Origin of the sequence: Micromonospora echinospora, assembly GCF_900091495.1 — a bacterium.
Lineage (GTDB): Bacteria > Actinomycetota > Actinomycetes > Mycobacteriales > Micromonosporaceae > Micromonospora > Micromonospora echinospora.
Window position 1 is genome coordinate 7,483,817 of record NZ_LT607413.1, and the last position, 25,698, is coordinate 7,509,514.

General features: G+C 72.9%; 25 protein-coding genes. 3 read left to right on the forward strand and 22 right to left on the reverse strand.

From position 1 onward, the window contains the following. The 17 genes from def to pyrR form a co-directional block, all read right to left on the reverse strand. Complete coding sequence (def, locus tag GA0070618_RS31805) at positions 1 to 561, reverse strand: peptide deformylase (protein ID WP_088984935.1); 561 nt, start codon at positions 559 to 561, stop codon at positions 1 to 3. A gap of 47 nt (positions 562 to 608) precedes the next feature. After that, positions 609 to 1,955 (reverse strand): cytochrome P450, encoded by a 1,347-nt coding sequence (locus GA0070618_RS31810; protein ID WP_088984936.1) that lies wholly within the window; start codon positions 1,953 to 1,955, stop codon positions 609 to 611. Positions 1,956 to 2,055: 100 nt separating this feature from the next. Further along, a complete protein-coding gene (locus tag GA0070618_RS31815; RefSeq protein ID WP_088984937.1) occupies positions 2,056 to 3,039 on the reverse strand; it encodes an AAA family ATPase in 984 nt (327 codons plus the stop codon). Between the two features lie 160 nt (positions 3,040 to 3,199). Next, the gene (locus GA0070618_RS31820) at positions 3,200 to 5,251 is read right to left on the reverse strand and encodes a primosomal protein N' (RefSeq protein ID WP_088984938.1); all 2,052 of its coding nucleotides are present in this window, start codon (positions 5,249 to 5,251) and stop codon (positions 3,200 to 3,202) included. After that, the gene (metK, locus tag GA0070618_RS31825) at positions 5,248 to 6,441 is read right to left on the reverse strand and encodes a methionine adenosyltransferase (protein WP_088984939.1); all 1,194 of its coding nucleotides are present in this window, start codon (positions 6,439 to 6,441) and stop codon (positions 5,248 to 5,250) included. The genes GA0070618_RS31820 and metK overlap by 4 nt, the downstream gene beginning before the upstream one ends. Positions 6,442 to 6,517: 76 nt before the next feature. Continuing rightward, positions 6,518 to 7,726: a bifunctional phosphopantothenoylcysteine decarboxylase/phosphopantothenate--cysteine ligase CoaBC gene (coaBC, locus tag GA0070618_RS31830; protein ID WP_088984940.1), complete on the reverse strand. Its 1,209-nt coding sequence runs from the start codon at positions 7,724 to 7,726 to the stop codon at positions 6,518 to 6,520. A 15-nt stretch (positions 7,727 to 7,741) separates the two neighbouring features. After that, positions 7,742 to 8,005 (reverse strand): DNA-directed RNA polymerase subunit omega, encoded by a 264-nt coding sequence (gene rpoZ, locus GA0070618_RS31835; RefSeq protein WP_088984941.1) that lies wholly within the window; start codon positions 8,003 to 8,005, stop codon positions 7,742 to 7,744. Positions 8,006 to 8,054: 49 nt separating this feature from the next. Further along, on the reverse strand, positions 8,055 to 8,588 hold the full coding sequence (locus GA0070618_RS31840) for a guanylate kinase (protein ID WP_088984942.1): 534 nt from the start codon (positions 8,586 to 8,588) through the stop codon (positions 8,055 to 8,057). Between the two features lie 26 nt (positions 8,589 to 8,614). Beyond that, entirely contained in the window at positions 8,615 to 8,932 is a 318-nt protein-coding gene (gene mihF, locus GA0070618_RS31845; protein WP_088984943.1) for an integration host factor, actinobacterial type, read from the reverse strand. A gap of 149 nt (positions 8,933 to 9,081) precedes the next feature. Next, positions 9,082 to 9,948, reverse strand: a complete 867-nt coding sequence (gene pyrF, locus GA0070618_RS31850) for an orotidine-5'-phosphate decarboxylase (RefSeq protein ID WP_088984944.1) — start codon at positions 9,946 to 9,948, stop codon at positions 9,082 to 9,084. A gap of 138 nt (positions 9,949 to 10,086) precedes the next feature. Continuing rightward, positions 10,087 to 11,376 (reverse strand): adenosylmethionine--8-amino-7-oxononanoate transaminase, encoded by a 1,290-nt coding sequence (locus tag GA0070618_RS31855; RefSeq protein ID WP_088984945.1) that lies wholly within the window; start codon positions 11,374 to 11,376, stop codon positions 10,087 to 10,089. A gap of 54 nt (positions 11,377 to 11,430) precedes the next feature. Then, a complete protein-coding gene (locus tag GA0070618_RS31860) occupies positions 11,431 to 12,471 on the reverse strand; it encodes a quinone-dependent dihydroorotate dehydrogenase (protein WP_088984946.1) in 1,041 nt (346 codons plus the stop codon). Positions 12,472 to 12,490: 19 nt separating this feature from the next. Beyond that, positions 12,491 to 15,871: a carbamoyl-phosphate synthase large subunit gene (gene carB, locus GA0070618_RS31865; RefSeq protein WP_088984947.1), complete on the reverse strand. Its 3,381-nt coding sequence runs from the start codon at positions 15,869 to 15,871 to the stop codon at positions 12,491 to 12,493. After that, entirely contained in the window at positions 15,864 to 17,042 is a 1,179-nt protein-coding gene (gene carA / locus GA0070618_RS31870; protein WP_088984948.1) for a glutamine-hydrolyzing carbamoyl-phosphate synthase small subunit, read from the reverse strand. Before carA ends, carB begins: the two co-directional genes overlap by 8 nt. Positions 17,043 to 17,100: 58 nt before the next feature. Then, positions 17,101 to 18,378, reverse strand: coding sequence for a dihydroorotase (locus tag GA0070618_RS31875; protein ID WP_088984949.1), 1,278 nt, complete (start codon positions 18,376 to 18,378; stop codon positions 17,101 to 17,103). After that, positions 18,375 to 19,301, reverse strand: coding sequence for an aspartate carbamoyltransferase catalytic subunit (locus GA0070618_RS31880; RefSeq protein WP_088984950.1), 927 nt, complete (start codon positions 19,299 to 19,301; stop codon positions 18,375 to 18,377). The genes GA0070618_RS31875 and GA0070618_RS31880 overlap by 4 nt, the downstream gene beginning before the upstream one ends. Then, complete coding sequence (pyrR, locus tag GA0070618_RS31885; protein ID WP_088984951.1) at positions 19,298 to 19,882, reverse strand: bifunctional pyr operon transcriptional regulator/uracil phosphoribosyltransferase PyrR; 585 nt, start codon at positions 19,880 to 19,882, stop codon at positions 19,298 to 19,300. Before pyrR ends, GA0070618_RS31880 begins: the two co-directional genes overlap by 4 nt. 287 nt (positions 19,883 to 20,169) lie before the next feature. Here pyrR and bldD point away from each other — a divergent pair, with 287 nt between their 5' ends. Continuing rightward, complete coding sequence (gene bldD / locus GA0070618_RS31890) at positions 20,170 to 20,658, forward strand: transcriptional regulator BldD (RefSeq protein ID WP_018253136.1); 489 nt, start codon at positions 20,170 to 20,172, stop codon at positions 20,656 to 20,658. 133 nt (positions 20,659 to 20,791) lie between these two features. Here bldD and nusB read toward each other — a convergent pair whose 3' ends face one another. The 4 genes from nusB to aroB form a co-directional block, all read right to left on the reverse strand. Then, complete coding sequence (gene nusB, locus GA0070618_RS31895; protein ID WP_172900422.1) at positions 20,792 to 21,202, reverse strand: transcription antitermination factor NusB; 411 nt, start codon at positions 21,200 to 21,202, stop codon at positions 20,792 to 20,794. A gap of 23 nt (positions 21,203 to 21,225) precedes the next feature. Beyond that, positions 21,226 to 21,783 carry an elongation factor P gene (gene efp, locus GA0070618_RS31900; RefSeq protein ID WP_088984953.1) on the reverse strand — a complete coding sequence of 186 codons (558 nt, stop codon included), beginning with the start codon at positions 21,781 to 21,783 and terminating at the stop codon, positions 21,226 to 21,228. Positions 21,784 to 22,183: 400 nt separating this feature from the next. Then, positions 22,184 to 22,615 carry a type II 3-dehydroquinate dehydratase gene (aroQ, locus tag GA0070618_RS31905; RefSeq protein ID WP_088984954.1) on the reverse strand — a complete coding sequence of 144 codons (432 nt, stop codon included), beginning with the start codon at positions 22,613 to 22,615 and terminating at the stop codon, positions 22,184 to 22,186. Further along, positions 22,612 to 23,691, reverse strand: coding sequence for a 3-dehydroquinate synthase (gene aroB / locus GA0070618_RS31910; protein ID WP_088984955.1), 1,080 nt, complete (start codon positions 23,689 to 23,691; stop codon positions 22,612 to 22,614). Before aroB ends, aroQ begins: the two co-directional genes overlap by 4 nt. Positions 23,692 to 23,831: 140 nt before the next feature. Here aroB and GA0070618_RS31915 point away from each other — a divergent pair, with 140 nt between their 5' ends. Continuing rightward, positions 23,832 to 24,407 carry a DUF2243 domain-containing protein gene (locus tag GA0070618_RS31915; RefSeq protein ID WP_088984956.1) on the forward strand — a complete coding sequence of 192 codons (576 nt, stop codon included), beginning with the start codon at positions 23,832 to 23,834 and terminating at the stop codon, positions 24,405 to 24,407. After that, the gene (locus GA0070618_RS31920) at positions 24,404 to 25,216 is read left to right on the forward strand and encodes a cytochrome c oxidase assembly protein (RefSeq protein WP_231931529.1); all 813 of its coding nucleotides are present in this window, start codon (positions 24,404 to 24,406) and stop codon (positions 25,214 to 25,216) included. Before GA0070618_RS31915 ends, GA0070618_RS31920 begins: the two co-directional genes overlap by 4 nt. On the opposite strand, the gene GA0070618_RS31925 is transcribed toward GA0070618_RS31920, so the two are convergent. After that, positions 25,185 to 25,697, reverse strand: a complete 513-nt coding sequence (locus GA0070618_RS31925; protein ID WP_088984957.1) for a shikimate kinase — start codon at positions 25,695 to 25,697, stop codon at positions 25,185 to 25,187. The two genes, GA0070618_RS31920 and GA0070618_RS31925, sit on opposite strands and share 32 nt — an antisense overlap. Between the last annotated feature and the right edge of the window lies 1 nt (position 25,698).

Consider the following 25,698-nt stretch of genomic DNA (forward strand, 5'->3'; position numbering starts at 1 on the left):
TCACCGCCCCAGACCGAAGGGGCTGGCGACGCCGTGCGGGTTTACCTTGACCACCGGCGGGGCGGCGGCGTCGTACCACTCGGCCTGACGGATCGCCTTCATCGCCTCCTTGCGGCCGGGGGCGTCCAGCCGGTCGATGAAGAGGACCCCGTCGAGGTGGTCGGTCTCGTGCTGCACGCAGCGTGCCATCAGGCCGGTGCCGACGATCTGCATCGGGTCGCCGTACGCGTTGAACCCCTTGGCGATCACGTTCTGCCGGCGCTTCGTGTCGAAGTAGAGGCCGGGGATGGACAGGCAGCCCTCCGGGCCGTCCTGTTCCTCCTCGTCGGGGAACTCCAGCACCGGGTTGACCAGGTGCCCGAGCACGTCGTCGACCTCGAAGGTGAACACGCGCAGGCCCACGCCGAGCTGCGGGGCGGCCAGACCGGCTCCGTTCTGCTCCCGCATCGTGTCGGTCAGGTCGGCGACGAGCTTGCGCAGCTCGACGTCGAAGTCGACCACCGGATCGGCCGGCGTGCGCAGCACCGGATCCCCGAACAGACGGATGGGCTGGACGGTCACGCGGGGTGGCTCCTTCGTCGACGGGACGGAACTCGTGCCGTACCAGTCTACGGAGTCCCCGGGCCGGCCCCGGTCGGCGTACCACGTTCCCCGGCCGACACACGCGCGATCCGCCGGCGTTCGGCGCTGGTGGTCGCCACCGTGCGCCGGGGCTCGACGCCGGTGGCCTGGTGGGGGCGGGTGACGGTGGTCACCGGCAGCGTGGCGTAGCCGCGCAGGGTCAGCCGGGCCCGGTGCCGGGGCTCGCCGGCCAACGCCAGGTCGGGCAGCGCCCGCAGCAGCAGCGGAAAGGCGATCCGCGCCTCCAGCCGGGCCAGCGCCGCGCCAAGGCAGTAGTGCGGTCCTCCGCCGAAGGAGAGCGGCTGGTTCTGCGGCCGGGTCGGGTCGAACCGGGTCGGGTCGGCGAACCGCTCCGGATCCCGGTTGCCCGCGCCGAGGAGCAGCAGCACCTCACCGCCGGCCGGGACCGGCACCCCGCCCGGCGCGACCGGGACGCTGCTGATCCGGCTGGTCACCTGCACCGGGGAGTCGATCCGGAGCAGTTCCTCCACGTACGCCCCGGCGAGGTCGGGGTTGTCGCGCAGCGCGGCGGCGTGCGCCGGGTGCCCCAGCAGCACCACCAGCCCGTTGCCGAGCAGGTTGGTGGTGGTCTCGAACCCGGCGACCAGGAGGACCACCAGGTTGGCCAGGAGTTCCTCGGCGTCCAGCCGGCCGACCTCGGCGTCGTGCGCCTGGACCAGGGCGGTGGTCAGGTCGTCGGCCGGGGTCCGGCGACGGGCCTCGACCAGGTCCCGGAAGTAGTCGCGCAGCGCCACCGCGCCCCGGTCGGCCACGGCCAGCTCCGCCTCGGAGATCTCCGGTTCCAGGACGACGGTGAGGTCGGCGGTCCACGTCCGGAACGCGCTCCGGTCCGCCTCGGGCACGCCGAGCAGGGCACAGATCACCCCGATCGGCAGCGGGTAGGCGAACGCGTCCAGCACGTCGACGGTGGTGCCGTCGCGGCCCCGCTCCGCCATCGCCGCGACCAACGCCGCCGCCTGGGCGGTGACCACCTCCCGCAGGGCGGCGACCCGGCGCGGGGTGAACGCCCCGGCGACGATCTGCCGCATCCGGCCGTGGTCGGGCGGATTGGCCCGCAGCATCGACCGGGCGATCGAGGCGACCGCCGGGCTCTCCGCCCAACCGGCCACCGTGGTCTGCGGCAGTGGCTCGTAACTCACCACGTACCGGGGATCACGGAGCACCTCGTCGATCACCGCGTACCCGGTGGCCACGTGCAGCCCCGGCCACGCCTCGACGACCGGGCCGTGGGCGCGGAGCCGTTCGTACGCCGGATAGGGGTCGAGGCGTCCCTGCGGTGACAGCAGGAGCGTCATCGCCTCGGCAACGTCCACGGCGAACCTCCATCGACGGCGTCCGGGACCTCATCATGCCCCGGTCACCGACGGTGCCGATGCAATGACGCGCCGTGAATGTGGGCCGAAAAGCCGGAGGTCAGGCTCCGGCGACCGGGTCGCCGGCCAGCACCGCGTCGGGGGCCCGCAGGGCGTGCTCCGGCAACGGAAGCTCGATCTTGTGGGCGGCCTCCCAGTCGTGCACCGTGCCGGCCCGGCACTGCCGGGTGAAGTACTCGGTCGCGGTGAGGCCACCGACGACGGGCTCGTCGGCCTCGGCGACCAGCCGGGCGGGCACCAGCGTGAAGCCGTTCTGGAGTGCGGCGCTGAGCCGCCGGTGGCCGTCCACGACGAAGAAGTACTCCCCGGAGTACCCGATGCTCAGCGGCTCCAGCGCCCGGTCGCCGGCGGCGCCGACCGCGCCGACGAAGTCGCCCTCCCAGAGCCCGCGCAGGTTCTGCACGTCCTCGGTGGGGTAGACCCGGGCCGGGTCGAGCAGCAGCAGCGGCGGGGCGTCCCGGAGCACGTCGGCGGCGAGGCGTCCCTCGTACGCGTCGACGATGTGCGCGATCACCTCGGCCGGGGCGGCCCGGGTGGTGTCGCAGACCAGGTCGTAGTTGCGCAGCCGGGCCTTGTCCACGCCGTAGCGGACCAGGAAGCGGTTCCGTTCGCTGTCGCTGCGCTCCTTGAGCTTGGCCTTCGCCTCCTCCAGGGAGGTGTAGCTCTCCGCCGGGCCGGACGGGCGCAACAGCACGCGTCGGGCCGCCTCCCCCGGCTCTGTGATCATGTGCACCTTGAGCGCGTCGGTGAAGAAGTGCCAGGCCAGCCGGGAGTCCATCACCAGCGGCTCGCCCGAGGCGGCGATGTCCCGCTGGAGCTGGTCGACGTAGCCGTCGACGGCCTGGTCCAGCTCGGCGTGCAGGTTGAGCTGGAGCGCGGTCATCTGCCGTTCCTGGGCCATCTGCCGGTAGAGGTCGCCGACGCTGACCCGCCGCATGCCGAGCCGCTCGGCGATCTCGACGGAGACGGTGCTCTTGCCGCTGCCGAGATCACCGTTGAAGACGATCGATTGACGGACGGTCACGACTGATCCACCTCTGATCACCGGCTGGTTGACATCATCGATGCGGCGTCGCCCCGCCGCGCTCCGGCCACCGTCGCGCCGCACCGGCGCAGGCAATGAGGGGCGATGCTACCACGGCCCCGCCAGGACTTTCCCGGCGAACACCCCACACCGGAGGAGATCAGAACAGCTCCAGCGGGTCCACCTGTACCCGGACCGGGTCGGCGGCCTTGCGGGCGGCGCGGACCCCGGCCGCGACGTGCAGCGCCTCCGCGAGCGCGGCGGCCCGCGACCGGGGCACCCGGATCAGCATCCGTTCCCGGTCGTCGTCGGCCGGGACCGGACCGAGCACCTCGGCCTGCTCGGGAAGGCGCGCCTCGGCGAGCAGCTCGGCCACGGCCGGGGCCGTACCGGTGACGCTCGCCATCCGCACCGCCGGCGGGAACCCCAGCTCCCGTCGCTCGGCCAGCTCCCGGGCGGCGAACCAGGCCGGGTCCCAGCGCAGCAGCGCCTGCACCGGGGCGAGCCCGCCGTCGGCGACCACCACCACCCGACCGCCGGCGGTCGCCGGCCGGGCCAGCGCCGCTGCGGCCAGCCACCGCCGCAGCGCCTCCTCGCCGGCCCGCAGGTCGGCCCGGGTGAGCAGGGCCCAGGAGTCCAGCAGCAGCACCGCGCCGAAGCCACCGTCGGCGACCGGCTCGGCGCCGGGGGTGGCCACCACGAGGCCCGCGCCGCCGGGCACCCGGGTGAGCACCTCCTCCCGCCCGGAGGTGCGCACCGGCACCCCGGGGAAGGCCCGACCCAGCTCCTCGGCGGTCCGCCGGGCGCCGACCACCGCGGCCCGCAGCCGTCGACCGCCGCACTCCGGGCAGGCGTACGCGGCGCTGACCCGGCCGCACCAGCGGCAGACCGGTGTCCCCCGGGCGGAGGGCAGCGCGAGCGGCCCCGCGCAGTGCGGGCACCGGGCCGGGGCCCGGCAGTCGGCGCAGGAGACCGAGGGCAGGTAACCACGGCGGGGCACCTGGACCAGCACCGGCGCGTCGGCGCGCAACGCGTCCCGTGCGGTGGTCCAGGCCAGGCTGGGCAGCCGGGCGGTGGCGGCGCCCGGGTCACGGGCCAGTTGCGGGTCGTCGCCGGTCGGCGCGACGGCCGGGGTACGCGCCCGTACCGTGGCCCGGTCCGGGACCACCTCCCGCGCCCAGCCGGTCTCCACCAGCAGTTGCGCCTCGGCGGTCCGGGCGTGCCCGCCGACCAGGGCGGCGGCCCCACCGAGCTGGGCGCGGGTGAGCAGCACCTCGCGGGCGTGCGGGTACGGTGACCGGGGCTCGGCGTGCAGGTCGTCGCCGTCGTCCCAGATCGCCACCAGGCCGAGTCGCTCCACCGGGGCGAACATCGCCGCGCGGGTGCCGATGACCACCGGCACCCGGCCCCGGCGGGCGGCGAGGAAGGCCCGGTAGCGGCGGGCCGGACCGAGGGCGGCGGAGAGCCGGACGTGCCGGTCCGGGCCGAGCGCCCCGGTCAGCGCCGCGTCGAGCCGGTCCAGGTCGCGGGCGTCGGCGACCACCGCGACCACGCCCCGGCCACCGCGTACGGTGGCCGCCGCCGCCTCGGCGACGCGGGCCGGCCAGTCCTCCCCCGGCAGCGCGGACCAGACCGCGCGGGGGGCCCGGCCGTCGGCGAGCGCCCGCAGGAAGCCCGGCCCGGCCGGGTACGCGCCCCAGCCGTCCGCACCGGTGGGCGGATCCGGCACGGCGGGCCCGGTCGTGCTGCGCGGGATGCGCGGGGTCCGGGCCTCGTCGGCCGGGACGTCAGCGGGCGGGACGTCGGCGGGCGTGGGCTCCTCGGGCGGGGTCTCCTTCTCCACCCGGGCGTGCCGGGGCGGCACCGCGAGGCGGAGCACGTCGGCGAGGCTGCCGGCGTACCGGTCGGCGACCGCCCGGGCCAGCCGGGCGATCTCGGGCGCCAGCACCGGTTCCGGCGAGACGAGCTTCTCCAGGTACGCCAGCCGGCCGGCGTGCCCGGACCGCTCGGTCCGCTCCAGCAGCCAGCCGTCGACGAGTTGGCCGGCGAAGCGGACCTTCACCCGGGTCCCGGGCACCGCCGTCGCGGCCAGTTCGGCGGGGACCAGGTAGTCGAAGGGCCGGTCCAGGTGGGCCAGGGGCACGTCCACGCAGACACGAGCGACCGGCGACCCGTCAGCGGGTCGCCGGTCGGTGTGCCTGCTGGGGGTCAGGCTCCTGCGGCCGACTTGAGGTCGGCGGCGCGGTCGGTGTTCTCCCAGGTCAGTTCGGGTAGGTCCCGGCCGAAGTGGCCGTACGCGGCGGTCTGCCGGTAGATCGGCCGGAGCAGGTCCAGGTCCCGGATGATCGCCGCGGGACGCAGGTCGAACACCTCGTTCACGGCCTTCTCGATCCGCTCGACCGGCACGTTCTCCGTGCCGAACGTCTCGATGAACAAACTCACCGGATGCGCCTTACCGATCGCGTAGGCGACCTGCGTCTCACAGCGCTCCGCCAACCCGGCGGCGACCACGTTCTTCGCCACCCACCGCATCGCATAAGCCGCCGACCGGTCGACCTTCGAGGGGTCCTTACCGGAGAACGCCCCACCACCGTGCCGGGCGTACCCACCGTAGGTGTCCACGATGATCTTCCGACCGGTCAGGCCGGCGTCACCCATCGGCCCACCGATCTCGAACCGACCCGTCGGGTTCACCAACAACCGGTACCCGTCAGTGTCCAACCCCAGGCCCTCGACCTCGGGGGCGATCACATGGTCCCGCACGTCCGGCGTCAACAACGACTCCAGACTGATGTCCGCCGCATGCTGCGAGGAGACGACCACCGTGTTCAGACGGACCGGCCGCAAACCCTCGTACTCGATGGTCACCTGCGTCTTACCGTCCGGACGCAGATACGGAATCGTCCCGTCCTTCCGCACCGCCGACAACCGCCGCGCCAACCGATGCGCGAGAGCGATCGGCAGGGGCATCAACTCCGGGGTCTCCGCACACGCGAACCCGAACATCATGCCCTGATCCCCGGCGCCCTGCGCATCCAACGCCGACTCCGACGAACCCGTCCGCAACTCGAACGCGTTGTCCACACCCTGCGCGATATCCGGCGACTGCGCCCCGATCGACACACTCACCCCACACGACGCCCCGTCGAACCCCTTCCGCGACGAGTCATAGCCGATCCCCAGGATCGTCTCCCGCACGATCGCCGGAATGTCCGCGTACGCCTTCGTGGTCACCTCACCCGCGACGTGCACCTGCCCCGTCGTGATCAACGTCTCCACCGCGACCCGCGAACGCGGATCCTGACTCAACAACGCATCCAGAATCCCATCACTGATCTGATCAGCGATCTTGTCCGGGTGGCCCTCCGTGACCGACTCGGACGTGAACAGGCGGCGTGTCACGGCACTCCTAAGTTGTGAAGGGGTCGTTCCGCGGCAGTGTAGTCATTACCGCCCATCGTGTGGGGTGCTCTCCGGATCACACAGGGGTCGTGAGCCGGGGCACCACGAGATCCCAGACGTCGTCGGCCAGGTCCTCCTTGGTGCGTTCCGGGATCACCCGGGTCGAACCGTCCGCACCGACGACGGTCGCCGCGTTCGTCTCGGCGCCGAAGACCTTGTCCACGCCGACCTCATTGATCACGATGAGGTCCGCGCGCTTGCGGGCGAGCTTCGCCCGGCCGTTGGCCTCCGCGTCGCCGGTCTCGGCGGCGAACACCACCAGCACCTGTCCCGCCCGACGGCGCCCACCCCACTCCGCGGCGATGTCCGGGTTGGTCACCAGCTCGATGGTGGGGGCGCCGCCGTCCTCCGACTTCTTGATTTTGCCAGGCGCGTAGGTCGCCGGACGGAAATCGGCCGGAGCCGCCGCCATCACCACCACGTCGGCCGTCTCGGCCGCCGCCAGGGTGGCCGTGCGCAGCTCCTCGGTGGTGCCGACCCGGACCAGGTCCACCCCGGCGGGGTCGGGGAGCGAGACGTTGGCGGCGATCAGGGTCACCCGGGCGCCCCGGGCGACGGCGGCGCGGGCGAAGGCGTACCCCTGTTTGCCGGAGGACCGGTTGCCGAGGAAGCGCACCGGGTCGAGCGGCTCACGGGTGCCGCCGGCGGTGACCACCACCCGACGTCCGGCCAGGTCGGCGGGGGCGTCGGAACCCCGGCGCAGCGCGCGCCGCGCCACCGCGAAGATCTCGGCCGGGTCGGGCAGGCGGCCCTTGCCACTGTCGGCACCGGTCAACCGGCCGACCGCCGGCTCGATCACCAGGACGCCCCGGGCACGCAGGGTGGCCACGTTCGCCACGGTGGCCGGGTTCTCCCACATCTCGGTGTGCATCGCCGGAGCGAGCACCACCGGGCAGCGCGCGGTCAGCAGGGTGTTGGTGAGCAGGTCGTCGGCGAGCCCGTGGGCCGCCTTGGCCAGCAGGTCGGCGGTGGTCGGCGCGACCACGACCAGGTCGGCCCGCTGACCGAGACGGACGTGCGGCACCTCGTGCACGTCCGTCCAGACGTCGTCGGCCACCGGTTGACCGGAGAGTGCCGCCCAGGTCGGCGCCCCGACGAAGCGGAGCGCCGACGCGGTCGGCACGACCCGGACCCGGTGGCCCGACTCGGTGAAGAGCCTCAGCAGCTCACATGCCTTGTAGGCGGCGATGCCGCCACCGACCCCGAGGACGATCTCGGCGGACATCGGCGCGGGGGCGGGTTAGGGCTGGTCGGTCGGCTCGGCGGTGAGCAGACCGGCGTTGATCTCGCGCATCGCGATCGAGAGCGGCTTCTCCTGGGGGGTGGTCTCCACGAGCGGGCCGACGTACTCCAGCAGGCCCTCACCGAGCTGGCTGTAGTAGGCGTTGACCTGACGGGCGCGCTTGGCGGCGAAGATGACCAGCGCGTACTTCGAGGAGGTCTTCTCCAGCAGCTCGTCGATCGGCGGGTTGGTGATGCCCTCGGGGTTGGCGATGGTTCCCACGAATTTGAACCTCTGCGTCTGAGTGGACCGGCCGGGGCGCGGCGGGCGGTCAACCGCGCGGTCTCGGCTGGACCGGTGCCGGAAAGGACGAACCGAGCAATCCTACCAGCTCGCCCGTGACCCGTTCGAGCAGGTCGTGCCGGAGGGTCAGCTCGAACGCGGCGGCGGTCCGCGCGTCGGGACGGAAACCGGGCGGGACGAGCAACACCAGACGGGCGTCCGGTTCGACCTCGCGCACGCGCAGCGCGCCGTCCGGGTCGAGCGGGAGGAGGACCGGACGCCCGGCGACGAGCCGGGCCCGTACCGGGCGGTGCGGTGTCCCCCGCAGGTACGGTCCGACCCGGCTCCACTCGATCAGTCGCCCTTCGGCGACCAACCGGGCGAATCCGGCCGGGTCGAGGAAGATCCGGTCCACCCCGTGCACCTCGTGCCCGCGTCGCGGCCGGGTGGTGGCCGGCACGGGCGTCCACGTCGCCGGGAAACGCGCCCGGACCGCCTCGACCACACTGGCCCGGCCAGCCCCGGAGGGGCCGGCGAGGACAGTCAGCCGAGCCGCCGGGCGCGTCTCGTCAGCCGTGCTCACCGCTTGTTTGTACCCGCTGTCACGGGTCAGTTCCCGGCGAACTCTCCAAGCAGAGCCTTGCGCTGCTGGTCACCGAGGCCACGCAGCCGGCGGCTGTCGGCGATCTTGAGCTTCTCCATGATCTGGGTCGCCCGGATCTTGCCGATGCCCGGCATGGCCTGGAGGACGGCCGAGACCTTCAGCTTGCCCACGACGTCGTCGGCCTCAGCCCGCTCAAGGACGGAGGCGAGGGTGGTCTTGCCCTGCTTGAGCTGCTCCTTCAGCTCAGCACGGGCCTTGCGGATCTCCGCGGCCTTCTCCAGCGCGGCCGCGCGCTGCTCAGGGGTAAGTGACGGGAGCGGCACCAGTTCTCCTCAGGTCCCTATCGCGGCGGGCGGGACGCACCGCCGCTTCTGTGAAACGTGGTGTCGCTGGGAACCAAAGGGGTCCGTGGTTCCCAGCGCGGGGAAAACTAGCGGTCAGCGGAGCTTTCGGCAACGTGGACGCGCGCTCGTCACCGCGTGGTGACCGACCCGTCAGTCAGTTTTTCCGCGCCCAGGGCCCGCCGGCAGTCGGTCAGGACCTGCTCGGCCGCCACCCGCAGCGCGGCCGGATCGGGGCCGGCGGAGAGCACCTGACGGGAGTACGACGGCAGCACCGCAGAGAGTGCGGAGCCGAAGACGGTACGCAGATCCGCCGCCGTGCCGCCCTGCGCGCCGAGCCCCGGAGCGAGCAGCGGACCGTGGACCCGGGAGAGGTCGTGACCGGTGTCGCCGATCGTCGCCCCGACCACCAGCCCGACGCTGCCGAGCGGCTCCGCACCGGCATTGAGCTGCGCAATCTCGTCGATGACCGTCTGTGCGACGGTGCGCCCGTCCGCGCTCCGCGCGCGTTGCACCGCACCGCCCTCGGGGTTGGAGGTCAGCGCCAACACGAAGACGCCGCCGCCGTGCCGGGCCGCCGTGTCGAACATCGGGGCCAGTGAACCTACTCCCAGGTAGGGGCTCGCCGTGACCGCGTCGACATACAGCGGGCTGGATGGATCGAGGTACGCGTCGGCGTACGCGGCGACGGTCGACCCGATGTCGCCCCGCTTGACGTCGAGAAGAACGAGCGCGCCAGCTTCCCGCAACTGTCGGATAGTTGACTCAAGCACGGCCACTCCCCGGGAGCCGTATCGCTCGAAGAAGGCCGACTGTGGCTTGACCACCGCAACCCGGTCACCGAGGGCTTCCGTGACGGTCCGGGTGAACCGGTCGAGACCGGATACGTCGTCCGGCAGACCCCAGCGGGCCAGCAGTCCGGGGTGCGGGTCGATCCCCACGCAGAGCGGCCCACGTTCCCGCATCGCCCGGTGCAGCCGGGCTCCGAAGCTCTCCATCTGTCCCTCTCCCTCTCCTGTCCCGCCCTTTGCGGGCGGCCTGTCGGTCCACCGTCGCCGCGACGGCGTCACGCAGCCGTACACCCACCCCGTGCCACCTTCGGCCGTCCACGTGGCGGTCAGGGCCCCTGGCGTCCACTACGGACGGTGGGTTCGGCCCGCCGCCACCGCGGCGGCGATGCCCGCGGTGATCCGGCCCAGGTCCGCGTCGTCGGTCAGGTACGGCGGCATGGTGTAGACCAGGTCGCGGAACGGACGCAGCCAGACCCCCTCGGCGACCGCGGCGGCGGTCGCCGCCGGCAGGTCCACCTCGTGGTCGAGTTGCACCACCCCGATCGCGCCGAGCACCCGGACGTCACGCACCCCGGCAGCGCCCCGCAACGGCGCCAGTCCGGTCCGTAACGCCCGCTCCACCCTGGACACCTCGCCGGCCCAGTCTCCGGCCCGCAGCAGCCCGATGGAGGCGTTCGCGACCGCACAGGCGAGCGGGTTGCCCATGAACGTCGGGCCGTGCGCCAGCACGCCGTCGGCGGAGACGCCCCGGGCGATCTCGGCGGTGCAGAGCGTGGCGGCCAGGGTCAGGTAGCCGCCGGTGAGCGCCTTGCCGACGCAGAGCACATCCGGGCTGACCCCGGCGTGCTCGGCGGCGAACATCGTCCCGGTCCGGCCGAACCCGGTGGCGATCTCGTCGAAGACGAGCAGGATCCCGTGGGCACGGGTCACCTCGCGCAGCACCCGCAGGTAGTGCGGGTTGTGGAACCGCATCCCGCCGGCCCCCTGCACCACCGGCTCGACGATCACCGCCGCCAGTTCGTGCGCGTGCCGTTCGACCGTGTCGACCAGCGCCGCCTCGTACGCCGGGTCGACCGGGCTGTCGAAGTCGCCCGGCGGGGCGGGGGCGAAGACCTGGCGGGGCAGCACCCCGCTCCAGAGGTGGTGCATGCCCCCCTCCGGATCGCAGACGCTCATCGGGTGGAACGTGTCCCCGTGGTAGCCGCCCCGCCACGTGCCGAGCCGGTGCCGTTCCGGGCGTCCGGTGGCGCGCTGGTACTGCAGGCACATCTTCACCGCGACCTCGACGGCGACCGACCCGGAGTCGCAGAGGAACACCCGCTCCAGGCCGGGCGGAGCCAGCTCGACCAGGGTGCCCGCCAGCCGGACCGCCGGCTCGTGGGTCAGCCCGCCGAACATCACGTGGCTCATCCGGCCGAGCTGGTCGACCACCGCCGCGTCGAGCACCGGGTGCCGGTAGCCGTGGATCGCCGCCCACCAGGACGACATCCCGTCGACCAGTTCGCGCCCGTCGGCCAGGCGCAGCCGTACCCCCCGCGCGCTCTCGACCACGTACGGCGGCACGGCCGGCGGCAGCGGCGCGTACGGGTGCCACACGTGTTCCCGGTCTCCGGCCAGGATCTCCTCCGGCGTCACGGACCTCTCCGCCTCTCCGGTTCCTCGTGGCGGGCGTGCGGTCGCCCGCGCGACCTAGACCGCCGGGGCGGTGGCGCGGTCCGCGCGGGCGACGGCCCGGACCGCGGCCCGCACCAGGGCCGGGCCCCGGTAGATGAAACCCGTGTAGAGCTGCACCAGGCTCGCCCCCGCGTCGACCATCCGGGCCGCGTCGTCCGGGTCGACGATGCCGCCCACCCCGATCACCGGCAGCCGACCGCCGGTCTCCCGGTGCACGAAGGCGACCACCTCCCGGGCCCGGGCGGCGAGCGGACGACCGGAGAGTCCCCCGGTCTCCGCGCCCCGCGCCCGGTCGCCCGGGGCGAGCCCGTCGCGGGCCAGGGTGGTGTTGGTGGCGATCACCCCGGCCGCGCCCCGGTCCAGACAGACCTCCAGCAGTTCGGCGACGGCCGGCTCGGTCAGGTCCGGGGCGATCTTCACCAGCACGGGCTTCTCCCCCACCAGCGCGGCGAGCAGCGCGTCGAGGTGCTCCCGGTCCTGTAGCGCCCGCAGGCCCGGGGTGTTCGGCGAGGAGACGTTGACCGCGAAGTAGTCGCCGTGGTCCCGCAACGCCCGGTAGGAGGCGAGGTAGTCCTCCACCGCCTCCTCCAGCGGGGTCACCTTGGACTTGCCGAGCGAGATGCCCAGCGGTACACCGAGCGGACGGCGCAGCGCGGCCAGCCGGGCGGCGAGCGCCTCGGCTCCGGCGTTGTTGAAGCCCATCCGGTTGACCACGGCCTCGCTGTCACGCAGCCGGAACAACCGGGGCCGGGGGTTGCCCGGCTGCGGGCGGGCGGTCACCGTGCCGACCTCGACGAAGCCGAAGCCCAGCGCCGGCCAGGCCGGCAACGCCACCCCGTTCTTGTCCATGCCGGCGGCCAGCCCGACCGGGTTCGGGAACCGCACGCCGAAGACGGTGCGCGGCGCGGACACCGCGTACCGCGCCCGCATCCCGGCGAGCAGCGCCGGCCGTCCGGAGAGGGCGGCGAGCCGTCGCAGCGTCCACTCGTGCGCCGCCTCGGCGTCGCCGCCCCCGATCCGGAACAGCCCCGGCCGCACCAGCCGCTCGAACATCACGCCTCCCACCGGTACGCGGTCATTCGGCGGTGGCCCGCAGGGCGGCGTGGAGTTCCTGGAGCGGACGGACCTGCATGTCGCCCCGGATCCGCGCCTCGATGCCCATGACCGCCGCCGCCGCGCCGGGAACGGTGGTGATGCAGGGGATGTCGGCGGTCACCGCCGCGCTGCGGATCTCGTACCCGTCGGAGCGGGCGCTCGCCCCGGAGCCCTGCGGCGTGTTGATCACCAACGCCACCTCGCCACCGAGGATCAGCGACACCGCGTCCTCCCCCGCGCCGGCCTCGTAGTGCTTGCGGATCTGCTCGCACGCGATGCCGTACCGGCGCAGCACCTCGGCCGTGCCGGTGGTCGCCAGGATCTCGAAGCCCAGGTCGGCCAGGCGCTTCACCGGGAAGATCATGGCGCGCTTGTCCCGGTTCGCCACCGAGACGAAGATCCGACCGGAGATGGGCAGCGAGCCGTACGCCGCGGACTGGCTCTTGGCGAAGGCGTGCCCGAACGAGGTGTCGATGCCCATCACCTCACCGGTGGACTTCATCTCCGGGCCGAGCAGCGAGTCCACGCCCTGGCCGGCGGGCGTGCGGAACCGCTTGAACGGCAGCACCGCCTCCTTCACCGCGATCGGGGCGTCCGGCGGCGGCGTGCCCCCGTCACCGGAGGCCGGCAGCAGGCCCTCGGCGCGCAGCTCCGCGATGGTCGCGCCGAGCGCGATCCGGGCCGCCGCCTTGGCCAGCGGCACCGCCGTGGCCTTGGAGACGAACGGCACGGTCCGCGAGGCGCGCGGGTTCGCCTCCAGGACGTAGAGCACGTCGTCCTTGAGGGCGTACTGCACGTTGAGCAGCCCCCGCACCCCGACGCCCCGGGCGATCGCCTCGGTGTACCGGCGCACCTGCGCCACGTGCGAGCCGGCCAGGGTGATCGGCGGCAGCGCGCAGGACGAGTCACCGGAGTGGATGCCGGCCTCCTCGATGTGCTCCATCACGCCACCGAGGTAGACCTCGCCGTCGGCGTCGCAGAGCGCGTCCACGTCGATCTCGATCGCGTCGTCGAGGAAGTGGTCCACCAGGACCGGGTGGTTCGGGGAGATGTCGGTGGCCCGGCCGATGTAGTCGCGCAGCGTCGGGTCGTCGTAGACGATCTCCATGCCCCGCCCGCCGAGCACGTACGACGGACGGACCAGCACCGGGTAGCCGATCTCGTCGGCGATCGCCTTCGCCTCCTCGTACGAGGTGGCGGTGCCGTGCGCGGGCGCGCGCAGGCCGGCGCGGGCCAGCACCGCGCCGAACGCGCCCCGCTCCTCGGCGAGGTGGATCGACTCCGGGGAGGTGCCGACCACCGGCACCCCGGCGTCCTTGAGCCGCTGGGCCAGCCCGAGCGGGGTCTGGCCACCGAGCTGGACGATCACCCCGACCACGCCCGGCCCGCCGGCCGCCTTCCCGGAGGTGTCCTCGGCGTGCCACGCCTCCAGCACGTCCTCGAAGGTGAGCGGCTCGAAGTAGAGCCGGTCGGCGGTGTCGTAGTCGGTGGAGACGGTCTCCGGGTTGCAGTTGACCATGACCGTCTCGTAGCCGGCCGCCCGCAGCGCCATGACCGCGTGCACGCAGGAGTAGTCGAACTCGATGCCCTGGCCGATCCGGTTCGGCCCGGAGCCCAGGATCAGCACCTTCGGCCGGTCCGAGCCGACCACCTCGGTCTCGGAGTCGTAGGACGAGTAGTGGTACGGCGTGGTGGCGGCGAACTCGGCCGCGCAGGTGTCCACCGTCTTGTAGACCGGCCGGACGCCGAGGCGGTGCCGCAGGGTACGCACGCCGTCCTCGGCGGCCAGCTCCGGCCGGAGCGCGGCGAGCTGCCGGTCGGAGAGCCCGGCCCGCTTGGCCCGGCGCAGCAGGTCCCCCTCCAGCACCGGAGCGGCGACGATCTCGGCGCGCAGCTCGACCAGGGCGGCGATCTGGTCCAGGAACCAGGGGTCGATCCCCCCGGAGGCCGCCACGACCTCGCCGACCGACGCGCCGAGCCGCAGCGCCCGCTCGACGGTGTAGAGCCGGCCGTCGTGCGGCACGCGCAGCGCCGCGAGGGTCGTCTCCTTCGTCACGTCGGTCGGGTCCAGGCCGGTCGCGGCGGCGACGGCCGCGTCCGGAACGGTCCAGAAGCCGGCGCCCTTGGTCTCCATCGAGCGCATCGCCTTGTTCAGCGCCTCGGTGAAGTTCCGGCCCAGGCTCATCGCCTCGCCGACCGACTTCATCGTGGTGGTCAGCTCCCGGTCCGCGCCGGGGAACTTCTCGAACGCGAAGCGGGGGATCTTGACCACGACGTAGTCGAGGGTCGGCTCGAACGCCGCCGGGGTCTTCAGCGTGATGTCGTTGGGGATCTCGTCCAGGGTGTAACCGATGGCGAGCTTCGCGGCGATCTTCGCGATCGGGAAGCCGGTGGCCTTCGAGGCCAGCGCCGACGACCGGGACACCCGGGGGTTCATCTCGATGACCACGATCCGGCCGTCGGCCGGGTTCACCGCGAACTGGATGTTGCAGCCACCGGTGTCCACGCCCACCTCGCGCAGCACCGCGATGCCCAGGTCGCGCAGACGCTGGTACTCCCGGTCGGTCAGGGTCATCGCGGGGGCGACGGTGACGCTGTCGCCGGTGTGCACGCCCATCGGGTCGACGTTCTCGATCGAGCAGACCACCACGACGTTGTCGTTGCGGTCCCGCATCAGCTCGAGCTCGTACTCCTTCCAGCCGAGCACGCTCTCCTCGATGAGCACCTCGTGCACCGGGCTGGCGGCCAGTCCGGCCCCGGCGATGCGCTCCAGGTCCTCCGGCGTGTGCGCCATGCCGGAGCCGAGGCCGCCCATGGTGAACGACGGCCGGATCACCACCGGCAGGCCCAGCTCGGCGGCCGTGTCGCGGACCTCGTCCATCGAGTGGCAGACCCGGGAGCGGGGCACCAGGGCGGCCGGGTCGTCGAAGCCCAGCCGGACGCCGGCCTTGGCGACGATGTCCTTGAACAGCTGCCGGTCCTCACCGCGCCGGATCGCGTCGATGTTCGCGCCGATCAGCTCGACGCCGTACTTGTCCAGCACGCCGGCCTCGTGCAGGGCCACCGCGGTGTTCAGCGCGGTCTGCCCACCGAGGGTGGGCAGCAGGGCGTCGGGGCGCTCCTTGGCGATCACCAGCTCGACGAACTCCGGCGTGATCGGCTCGACGTAGGTGGCGTCGGCGAACTCCGGGTCGGTCATGATCGTCGCCGGGTTGGAGTTGACCAGGCTGACCCGGATCCCCTCGCTGCGCAGCACCCGGCAGGCCTGCGTGCCGGAGTAGTCGAACTCGCAGGCCTGGCCGATGACGATCGGCCCGGAGCCGATCACCAGGATGTGCTTGAGATCGGTCCGCTTAGGCATTCTTTCCGCCTTCACTGTGGTTCCGGTCGAGGCCGCGACCCTCGATCAGCTCGGCGAAGCGGTCGAAGAGGTAGTCCGCGTCGTGCGGGCCGGCCGCCGCCTCGGGGTGGTACTGGACGGTGAACGCGGGCACGTCCTTCGCCCGCAGGCCCTCGACCACGTTGTCGTTCAGGCAGACATGACTGACCTCGACCCCGCCGAACTCGGTGTCGACGATCCGGTCGGGCACCACGGCCCCCGGCTCGGCCCCCGGGAACTGGACGGCGAAGCCGTGGTTGTGGCTGGTCACCTCGACCTTGCCGGTGGTCCGGTCCAGCACCGGCTGGTTGATGCCCCGGTGGCCGTACCCGAGTTTGTAGGTGCCGAACCCGAGGGCCCGACCGAGCAGCTGGCTGCCGAAGCAGATGCCGAACAGCGGCACCCGGCGGCGCAGCACCTCGCGGGCCAGGGCGACCGGTACGTCGGCGGTGGCCGGGTCGCCGGGACCGGGCGAGAGGAAGACCGCGTCCGCCCCGGTGGCCAGCACCTCGTCGATGGTCGAGGAGGCGGGCAGCACGTGCGTGGTGACCCCGCGCGTGGCGAGCCGGCGCGGCACGTTGCGCTTGATGCCCAGGTCGAGCGCGGCGACGGTGAACCGGTGTTCGCCCTCGGCGGCGACCACGTACGGCTCGGGGGTGGTCACCTCGGCGGAGAGGTCCGCGCCGACCATCGGCGGCGACTGCCGGACCCGGGCCAGCAGGGCACGCGGGTCGGACTCGACGCTGGACACACCGACCCGCATCGCGCCGCGTTCCCGCAGGTGCCGGGTGAGCGCCCGGGTGTCCACCCCGCTGATGCCGACCACGCCCTCGGCTTCCAGGCGCTCCTCCAGCCCGCCGGTGGACCGCCAGTTCGAGGCGGTCCGGGCCGGGTCGCGGACGACGTACCCGGCCACCCAGATCCGGCCCGACTCGTCGTCCTCGCCGTTGACCCCGGTGTTGCCGATATGCGGGGCGGTCTGCACCACCACCTGCCGGTGGTACGAGGGGTCGGTCAGGGTCTCCTGGTAGCCGGTCATGCCGGTGTTGAAGACCGCCTCGCCGAAGGTCTCGCCGACGCTGCCGTACGCCTCGCCGTGGAACGTGCGCCCGTCCTCCAGGACCAGGATTGCCGTTCGCCTGCGCTTGGTCATGCTGCGTCTCCTTCGATCCGGACTGCGGGGCTCCGCTCCGCTGCACTCCTCGCTCGGATCACTTGACAGCCTTTCCGTCCAGGACCGTCGGCTCGCCGCGCAGGAAGGTCGCCACGATGCGACCCGGCAGCGTCATGCGGGCGTACGGGGTGTTGCGACTACGGCTGGCCAGGTCCGCCGGCTCGATCACGCGTCGGGCGGACGGGTCGACCAGGGTGAGGTTCGCCGGGACGCCGGGGGCCGGGTTCCGGCCGTGGGTGTCCAGGCCGGCGATCCGGGCCGGGGCACGCGACATCCGCTCGGCGATGAGGTCCCACTCCGGGCCGAGCACGTCGAGGGCGATCGACAGCGCCGTCTCCAGCCCGAGCATGCCCGGCCGGGCGTACGCCCACTCGCACTCCTTGTCCTCCACCGCGTGCGGAGCGTGGTCGGTGGCCACGATGTCGATCACGCCTTCGACCAGCGCGGCCCGCAGGGCGGCGATGTCGGTGGCCGTGCGCAGCGGCGGGTTGACCTTGTAGACCGGGTCGTACGTCTCGGCACGCTCGTCGGTGAGCAGCAGGTGGTGCGGGGTGACCTCGGCGGTGACCCGGATCCCACGCGCCTTGGCCTGCCGGAGCACCTCGACGCTGCCGGCGGTGGAGACGTGGCAGACGTGCAGCCGGCTGCCGACGTGCTCGGCGAGCAGCACGTCCCGGGCGATGATCGCCTCCTCGGCGACCGCTGGCCAGCCGGTCAACCCGAGCCGGGTGGAGACCTCGCCCTCGTGCATCTGCGCGCCCTCGGTCAACCGGGGCTCCTCGGCGTGCTGGGCGATGATCCCGTCGAACGCCTTGACGTACTCCAGCGCCCGGCGCATCAGCTTCGGATCGGCGACGCAGTGCCCGTCGTCGGAGAAGATGCGCACCCGGGCCGCCGAGTCGGCCATCGCGCCCAGCTCGGCGAGCCGCTCGCCGGCCAGTCCGACGGTGACCGCGCCGATCGGCTGGACGTCGACCAGTCCGGCCTCCCGGCCGAGCCGCCAGACCTGTTCGACCACCCCGGCGGTGTCGGCGACCGGGGAGGTGTTCGCCATCGCGCAGACCGCCGTGTAGCCGCCGAGGGCGGCAGCCCGGGAACCGGTCTCGACGGTCTCGGCGTCCTCCCGGCCCGGCTCGCGCAGGTGGGTGTGCAGGTCGACCAGGCCGGGCAGGGCGACCAGGCCGTCGGCGTCGAGCACGGTGGCGCCGGGCGCGGACAGGCCCGGACCGCTCTCCGCCACGACGCCGTCGCGGACGAGCAGGTCGGTGGGGTCGCCGCCGACGACGCTGACCCCCTTGATCAGGTACGCGGTCACTGGTTGTTCCCCCCGAGCAGCAGGTAGAGGACGGCCATCCGGACGGAGACTCCGTTGGTGACCTGTTCGACGATGGTGGAGCGGGGCGAGTCGGCCACCTCGGGCGTGATCTCCATCCCCCGGTTCATCGGGCCGGGGTGCATGACGATCGCGTGTTCCGGCAGGCGGCCCATCCGGGGGCCGTCCAGGCCGTAGCGGCGGGCGTACTCGCGGGCGGAGGGGAAGTAGGAGTCGCTCATCCGCTCCCGCTGCACCCGCAGCATCATCACCACGTCCGCCTCGGGCAGCACGGCGTCGAGGTCGTAGGACACGTCGGTGCCGGGCGCGAGGGCCGCCGCGATGTCCACCGGGATGAGGGTGGGCGGCCCGACCAGGGTGACCTTCGCCCCGAGGGTGGACAGCAGCAGCACGTTGGAGCGGGCCACCCGGCTGTGCAGCACGTCACCGACCACGGCGACGTGCAGGCCGGCGATCCGGCCGAGCCGGGAGCGCATCGTGTACGCGTCCAGCAGCGCCTGGGTCGGGTGCTCGTGGGTGCCGTCCCCGGCGTTGACCACGCTGCCGTCGACCCAGTTCGCCAGCCGGTGCGGGGCGCCGGAGGCCGGGTGGCGGACCACCACCGCGTCGGCCCCCATCGCCTGGAGGGTGAGCGCGGTGTCCTTCAGGCTCTCGCCCTTGGCGACGCTGGAGCCCTTCGCCGAGAAGTTGATCACGTCGGCGCTGAGTCGCTTCGCCGCCGCCTCGAAGGAGATCCGGGTGCGGGTGGAGTCCTCGTAGAAGAGGTTGACCACGGTCCGGCCGCGTAGCGCCGGCAGCTTCTTGACCTCCCGCCCGGCGACGGTGGCCATCTGGGCGGCGGTGTCCAGGACCAGGGTCGCGGTGGCCGCGTCCAGGTCGGCCCCGGAGAGCAGGTGACGGATCATGCGGGAGCACCCCCGTAGAGCTTGACCTCGTCGACGCCGTCCACCTCGGCGAGGGTGACCTTGACGCTCTCGGCGAGCGCGGTCGGGATGTTCTTGCCGACGTAGTCGGCCCGGATGGGCAGTTCCCGGTGTCCCCGGTCGACCAGGACGGCGAGCTGCACCGAGGAGGGCCGGCCGACGTCGTTGAGCGCGTCCAGGGCGGCCCGGACGGTGCGCCCGGAGAAGAGCACGTCGTCGACGAGGACGACCCGCTTGCCGTCGATCCCGCCGGGCGGCACCTCGGTCGGGCCGACCGCCCGGACGGCGTGCCGGCGCAGGTCGTCGCGGTAGAGCGTGATGTCGAGCACGCCGACCGGTACGGCGATGTCCTCGAAGGCGCTGATCCGGGCGGCGAGCCGGCGGGCCAGCGGGGCGCCCCGGGTCGGGATGCCGAGCAGGACGGTGTCGGCGGCGCCCTGGGTCTTCTCCAGGATCTGGTGGGCGATGCGGTCGACCACACGCTGCACGTCAGCGCTGGCGAGGATCACCTTTACCGAGGGTTGCCTCGGCACCGGGGATCGGGCAGCCGACGGGTAGGCCACGGCGGACCTCCTTCCCCGCCTCACGGGACGGGTCGTTAAAGGACGTCTGACTCCCCCGGACCGGCCGTGAACGGCTCCGACCGGGGGCTTCGAGCCACGTTACCAGTGGTCACCGCCGCCCCGGTCGGGCGGCTGCTGATTCGCAAATCAGTCCCGAAATGCGGATAGATCGACCCGGCGTTCCCAACAGGTGTGTCACGAGCACTTGACCACGTGTCGCAATCCCCGTACCGTCACGCTCCGTAGCGATAGCTGGGAGAACCCCGAGCAGCACTGGGAGTGTCCGAATGCCCTCTGAATACGCCAAGTCGCTGGGCGCCCGCCTGCGCTCCATCCGCCAGCAGCAGGGCCTGTCCCTGCAGGGCGTGGAGGAGAAGTCCAACGGCCGGTGGAAGGCCGTCGTGGTCGGGTCGTACGAGCGCGGCGACCGGGCCGTCACCGTTTCCCGCCTGGCGGAGCTGGCCGACTTCTACCGCGTACCCGTCTCCGAGCTGCTGCCCGACGGCAGTGGCGTACGGCACGAGCCGACCAGCAAGATCGTGCTGGATCTGGAGCGGCTCTACGACGAGGCGTCGGAGGAGCTGGCCTACGTGGCCCGGTACGCCCGCGCCATCCAGCAGCAGCGCGGTGACTACAACGGCCGGGTGCTCTCGATCCGCGCCGACGACCTGCGGGCCCTGGCCATCGTGTACGACGCCTCGCCCTCCGGGCTGATCGAGCGGCTCAACGAGCACGGTGTGCTGGTCGCCGACCCCCGGGCGTTCTTCGCGTCCTGACACCCGTCGCCGTAACCCGAGGGGCCCGCGCCGGTCGGCGCGGGCCCCTCGGGTACGTACGGTGTGTCGCGGTGCTGCCGGTGGCGACGCGACCCGACGGGTCGGGTCGGGCCGCCGGTGGCGTGGAACCCGCTCAGCGGGCGGCGTAGTCGGCGATCCGGCCGAGGATGCCGTTGAGGAAGCGCGGCGAGTCGTCGGTCGACATCTGCCGGGCCAGCTCGACCGCCTCGCTGATGGCCACCGCGTCGTCGATGTCGTCGTGGTAGAGCAGCTCGTAGACGGCGATCCGGGCGAGGTTGCGGTCGATCACCGGCATCCGGTCGAGCGTCCACCCCTCGGCGTAGCTGGCGATCAGCTCGTCGATCCGGTCGAGGTGCGCGGCGACCCCCTCGACCAGGCTCACGGCGTAGTCGAGGTGCTCCGGACGGGGTTTCTCGATCCGCTCGATGTAGCCGGCGAGCACCTCCACCGGCGGTCGGCTACGCAGGTCGGCCTCGTAGAGCACGTCCAGCGCCCGCTTGCGCGCCTTGCGGCGCGCCGGCATCTGCTGCTTCGGAGCCTCGGCCATCAGGCGCGGCCGAGGTAACGACCGTCGCGGGTGTCGACCTTGATCTTCTCGCCGGTGGTGATGAAGAGCGGCACCTGCACGGTCGCGCCGGTCTCGACGGTGGCCGGCTTGTTGCCACCGGTGGAGCGGTCGCCCTGGAGGCCCGGCTCGGTGTAGGTGACCTCCAGCACGACGCTGGTCGCCAGCTCGACGTAGAGCGGCACACCCTCGTGGGTGGCCACGATCGCCTCCGCCTCGGGGAGGAGGTAGTTCGCCGCGTCACCCACGGTCGCGCCGGGGACGGTGATCTGGTCGAACGTCTCCAGGTCCATGAAGACGAAGTCCTCGCCGTCGGCGTAGAGGTACTGCATGGTGCGCTTGTCGACGGTCGCGGTCTCGACCTTGGTACCCGCGTTGAAGGTCTTGTCGACGACCTTGCCGGAGAGCACGTTCTTCAGCGTGGTGCGGACGAAGGCACCACCCTTGCCGGGCTTGACGTGCTGGAACTCCACGACAGCCCAGAGGCCCCCGTCAAGGTTGAGTACGAGGCCGTTCTTGAGGTCGTTGGTGGTGGCCATTTCCTGCCTTGATCATCAATTGGCGGACAGACCTGGGAAGTCTACTAGCTGCGCCGCCGGGCGGCTGCCGCCGTCCGGCCCGGGCCGCCACCCCCGCCACGATCCACCCAGCCGGACGCTCACTTTCCGACACGGCCGGCACCCGCACCACAACCGCCTCACCGACGCTTTGCTCTGCACCCGCGAACGCGCCGGACACGCAGTGTGGTGAAGGTGACCATCGTCTCCCCACCCGGCGGGCCCCGAAGCCCAGCTCAGCGCGGTGTCGCTTCGGCGGGTGCAGAGCAGAGGGCGACACGAGCGGGATCACAGCGACCGCGGAGGCAACCGAGCGTGACAACAGGGATGTGACTACCCTGCGTCATCATTCCATGGGTGGCCGACCACCGTGGGTGGCCGGTCAGCGGGCGAGGGTGGCCAGGTGGTGCAGGGCCAGGCGGTAGCCGTCCGGGCCCAGACCGCAGATCACCCCGGTCGCCACGGCGGAGACCACCGAGTGGTGCCGGAACTCCTCCCGGGCGTGGATGTTGGAGATGTGCACCTCGACCAGCGGCCCACGGAGCATGGCGCAGGCGTCCCGCACCGCGTACGAGTAGTGCGACCAGGCCGCCGGGTTGAGCACCACCGCCGCGCCCTTGTCGGCGGCGTCGTGCAGCCACCCGACCAGCTCGTGTTCGGCGTCGGTCTGCCGGACCGTCACGTCCAGCCCGAGTTCCCGGCCGGTGCGTTCGCAGAGCGCCACCAGGTCGGCGTAACTGGTCACGCCGTAGACGTCGACCTGCCGGGTGCCCAGCCGGCCCAGGTTCACCCCGTTCAGCACGTACACCCTCACGCCGCCACCCCCTCGCGGAAGGCGGCGTGCAGCAGCTCGTCGTCCGGATCCTCCAGAATCGTCGGGCGGGCCAGCCCGTCGAGCACCACGAACCGCAGCCGGGCCCCGCGCGCCTTCTTGTCCACCCGCATCGTGGCGAGCAGGTCCGGCCAGGCCGCCGCCGGATAGCTCGTCGGCAGGCCCAGGGCCGTCACGACCGTGCGGTGCCGCTCGGCGGTCGCCGCGTCCAGCCGTCCGGCCAGGCGGGAGAGCGTGCCGGCATAGACCAGTCCCACCGAGACGGCGTGCCCGTGCCGCCAGCGGTAGCCCTCCACCTTCTCGATGGCATGGGCCAGGGTGTGGCCGTAGTTGAGCACCTCCCGGACGCCCGACTCGCGCAGGTCACCGGAGACCACGTCGGCCTTGACCCGGATCGCCCGCTCGATCAGCTCACGGGTCACCGGTCCGGCCGGGTCGGTCGCGGCAGCCGGATCCCGGGTGACCAGGTCGAGGATCACCGGGTCGGCGATGAAGCCGCACTTGACCACCTCGGCCAGGCCGGCAGTCAGGTCGACGGCGGGAAGGCTGTCCAGCACGGACAGGTCGCAGAGGACGCCCGCCGGCGGGTGGAACGCGCCGACCAGGTTCTTGCCGGCCGCGGTGTTGATCCCGGTCTTGCCCCCGACCGCGGCGTCGACCATGCCGAGCAGCGAGGTCGCCACCGGCACCCAGCGCACCCCGCGCAGCCAGCTCGCGGCGACGAAACCGGCCAGATCGGTGACCGCGCCGCCGCCCACCCCGACCACCGCGTCGTTCCGGGTGACGTTCGCCGCACCGAGCCGGTCCCAGCAGTGGGCGGCCACCTCGATCTGCTTGCCGGCCTCGGCGTCCGGCACCTCGATCGGCAACGGTTCGACGCCGGCCGCGCGCAGTCGGCCGCCGAGCAGGTCGGCCAGCCACCTCAGCGGCGGGGCGTACAGCACCGCCGCGCGGGTCGCGCCGGGCAGCAGGCCGGGCAGCGCGTCCCAGAGGCCACGTCCCACGAGTACGTCGTACGGGCGCTCGCCACCGACCGGGATCCGGGTCATCTCGTCCATCGCTGCGGAGCCTAGCCGAGCGGCGGCCCGAAACGGCCCGACCGTCCACCTGGTGACCGCAGACCGGACAACGGCGTTTAACCCGACAGGGACCGGGCAGGTCCCGGATCGATACGCATCGACGACGTCGGAGGTACCGCATGGCAACCCGCACGATCGAGGAGGCCGACATCCGGCTTCCCGCCATCCTGCTCGGCGTCGGCCTGGGCGGTTTCTTCGACGGCATCCTGCTGCACCAGGTGCTCCAGTGGCACCACATGCTCAGCGCGACCGGCAGCGACAACGTCGGCATCCGGGAGTACCCGGTGGACACCGTCCCCGGCCTGCGGGTGAACACCCTCTGGGACGGCATCTTCCACGTGGTGACCTGGGTGTCGGTGCTGGCCGGGCTGGCGCTGCTGCACGCCCGGGTGACCCGCTCCCGGAACCGGTTGTGGCGCTCCCGCACCCTCTGGGGCTGGGCGCTGGTCGGCTGGGGCCTGTTCAACCTGGTCGAGGGGGTCGTCGACCACCACCTGCTCGGTATCCACCACGTCCGGGAGGGCGCGAACCGGCTCTGGTGGGACCTCGGCTTCCTCGCGCTCGGCGCGGTCCTGGTCGCGGGTGGGTGGCTGCTGCAACGCAGCGACGGCCGGGGCGGACCACCCACCGGTGACGAGCCGCACGTCACGGAGGGGCTGACCGGGGGCGCCGCCTCGCCCGGCGGACGACGGTGAACGTCCTGGCCCACGGCGGCGGACACGCCGCGCCGCCCGGCGTGGACCCGGCGCTGGTCGTACCGCTGCTGCTCGCCGGGGTCTACCTGGCCGGGGTGATCCGACAGCGCCGCGCCGACCGACCCTGGAGTCCCTGGCGGAGCGCCGCGTTCGGCATCGGGGCGCTGCTGCTCGGCGTCGGCCTGGCCGTGCCCGCGTACGACCTCGTCGGACACATGTGGCAGCACCTCCTGCTCGGCATGCTCGCGCCGCTGGGCCTGGTGCTCGGCGCCCCCGGGACGCTGGCCCTGCGCACCCTCGACCGGTCCGCCGGGCGGGCCGTGATCCGCTGGCTGGGTCACCCGGTGGCCCGGGTGGTCGCCCACCCGGTCACCGGGCTGCTGCTCACCGTCGGCGGGCTCTGGGTGCTCTACCTGACCCCGCTCTACCGGGCCAGCCTCGACCAGCCGGCCGTGCACCACCTGTTCCAGGTGCACTTCCTGCTCAGCGGGTACCTCTTCACCTGGTCGATCGCCGGACCGGACCCGGGACCGCACCGGCCCCGGGTGCCGGTGCGGCTGGTCGTGGTCGGCGTCGCGGTCGCCGGGCACGCCGCCCTCGCCCAGCTCCTGTACGCCGGGCTGCTGGTCGACGTGCCGGCCACCGTCGGGGAGCTGCGCGCCGGAGCGACGATCATGTACTACGGCGGGGACCTGGCCGAGATCCTGCTCGCGCTGGCGTTGCTGGTCACCTGGCGACCGGAGGCCCGGCCCGCGCGCCAGCCCCGCCGGGCGGTGGTCAGCGGTCGAGCAGCGTCCGCACCTCGGTGACGATGTCCCCGGGGTCACGCGCGTCGGTGACCACCGTGGCGGTCGCCACCTCCTGGTAGAACGGGCGGCGCTGGTCCAGCAGGTACCGTAACGTCGCCCTCGGGTTGATCGCCAGCAGTGGTCGGCCGGCACCCAGGTCGACCCGCTTGAGCGCGTCGGTCAGCTCCACGCTGAGATACACCACGGTGTGCCCGACCAGGGCGGCGCGGTTCTCCTCGGCGAGGACCGCGCCACCGCCGAGGGCGAGCACGCCCGGGCAGGAGGCCAGCGCCGCCGCCACCGCCGCCCGTTCGAGGGCACGGAAGTGCGCCTCCCCCTCGTCGACGAAGATCTCCGGGATCGGCTTGCCGGCCATCCGCTCGATGTCCTCGTCGGTGTCCCGGAACTGGACGCCCAGCGCGGTGGCGAGCGCCCGGCCGACGGTGGTCTTGCCCGCCCCCGGCGCTCCCACCAGCACACAGACCGGCCGACCCGCGTCCACG

Bases quoted from the DNA above. Each gene is read 5' to 3' on its own strand.
- coaBC (WP_088984940.1), bottom strand. From the start codon at position 7,726: ATGTCCGCCGAGATCGTCCTCGGGGTCGGTGGCGGCATCGCCGCCTAC.
- pyrF (WP_088984944.1), bottom strand. From the start codon at position 9,948: ATGGAGAGCTTCGGAGCCCGGCTGCACCGGGCGATGCGGGAACGTGGG.
- carB (WP_088984947.1), bottom strand. From the start codon at position 15,871: ATGCCTAAGCGGACCGATCTCAAGCACATCCTGGTGATCGGCTCCGGG.
- carA (WP_088984948.1), bottom strand. From the start codon at position 17,042: ATGACCAAGCGCAGGCGAACGGCAATCCTGGTCCTGGAGGACGGGCGC.
- GA0070618_RS31880 (WP_088984950.1), bottom strand. From the start codon at position 19,301: ATGATCCGTCACCTGCTCTCCGGGGCCGACCTGGACGCGGCCACCGCG.
- bldD (WP_018253136.1), top strand. From the start codon at position 20,170: ATGCCCTCTGAATACGCCAAGTCGCTGGGCGCCCGCCTGCGCTCCATC.
- nusB (WP_172900422.1), bottom strand. From the start codon at position 21,202: ATGCCGGCGCGCCGCAAGGCGCGCAAGCGGGCGCTGGACGTGCTCTAC.
- efp (WP_088984953.1), bottom strand. From the start codon at position 21,783: ATGGCCACCACCAACGACCTCAAGAACGGCCTCGTACTCAACCTTGAC.
- aroB (WP_088984955.1), bottom strand. From the start codon at position 23,691: ATGGACGAGATGACCCGGATCCCGGTCGGTGGCGAGCGCCCGTACGAC.
- GA0070618_RS31915 (WP_088984956.1), top strand. From the start codon at position 23,832: ATGGCAACCCGCACGATCGAGGAGGCCGACATCCGGCTTCCCGCCATC.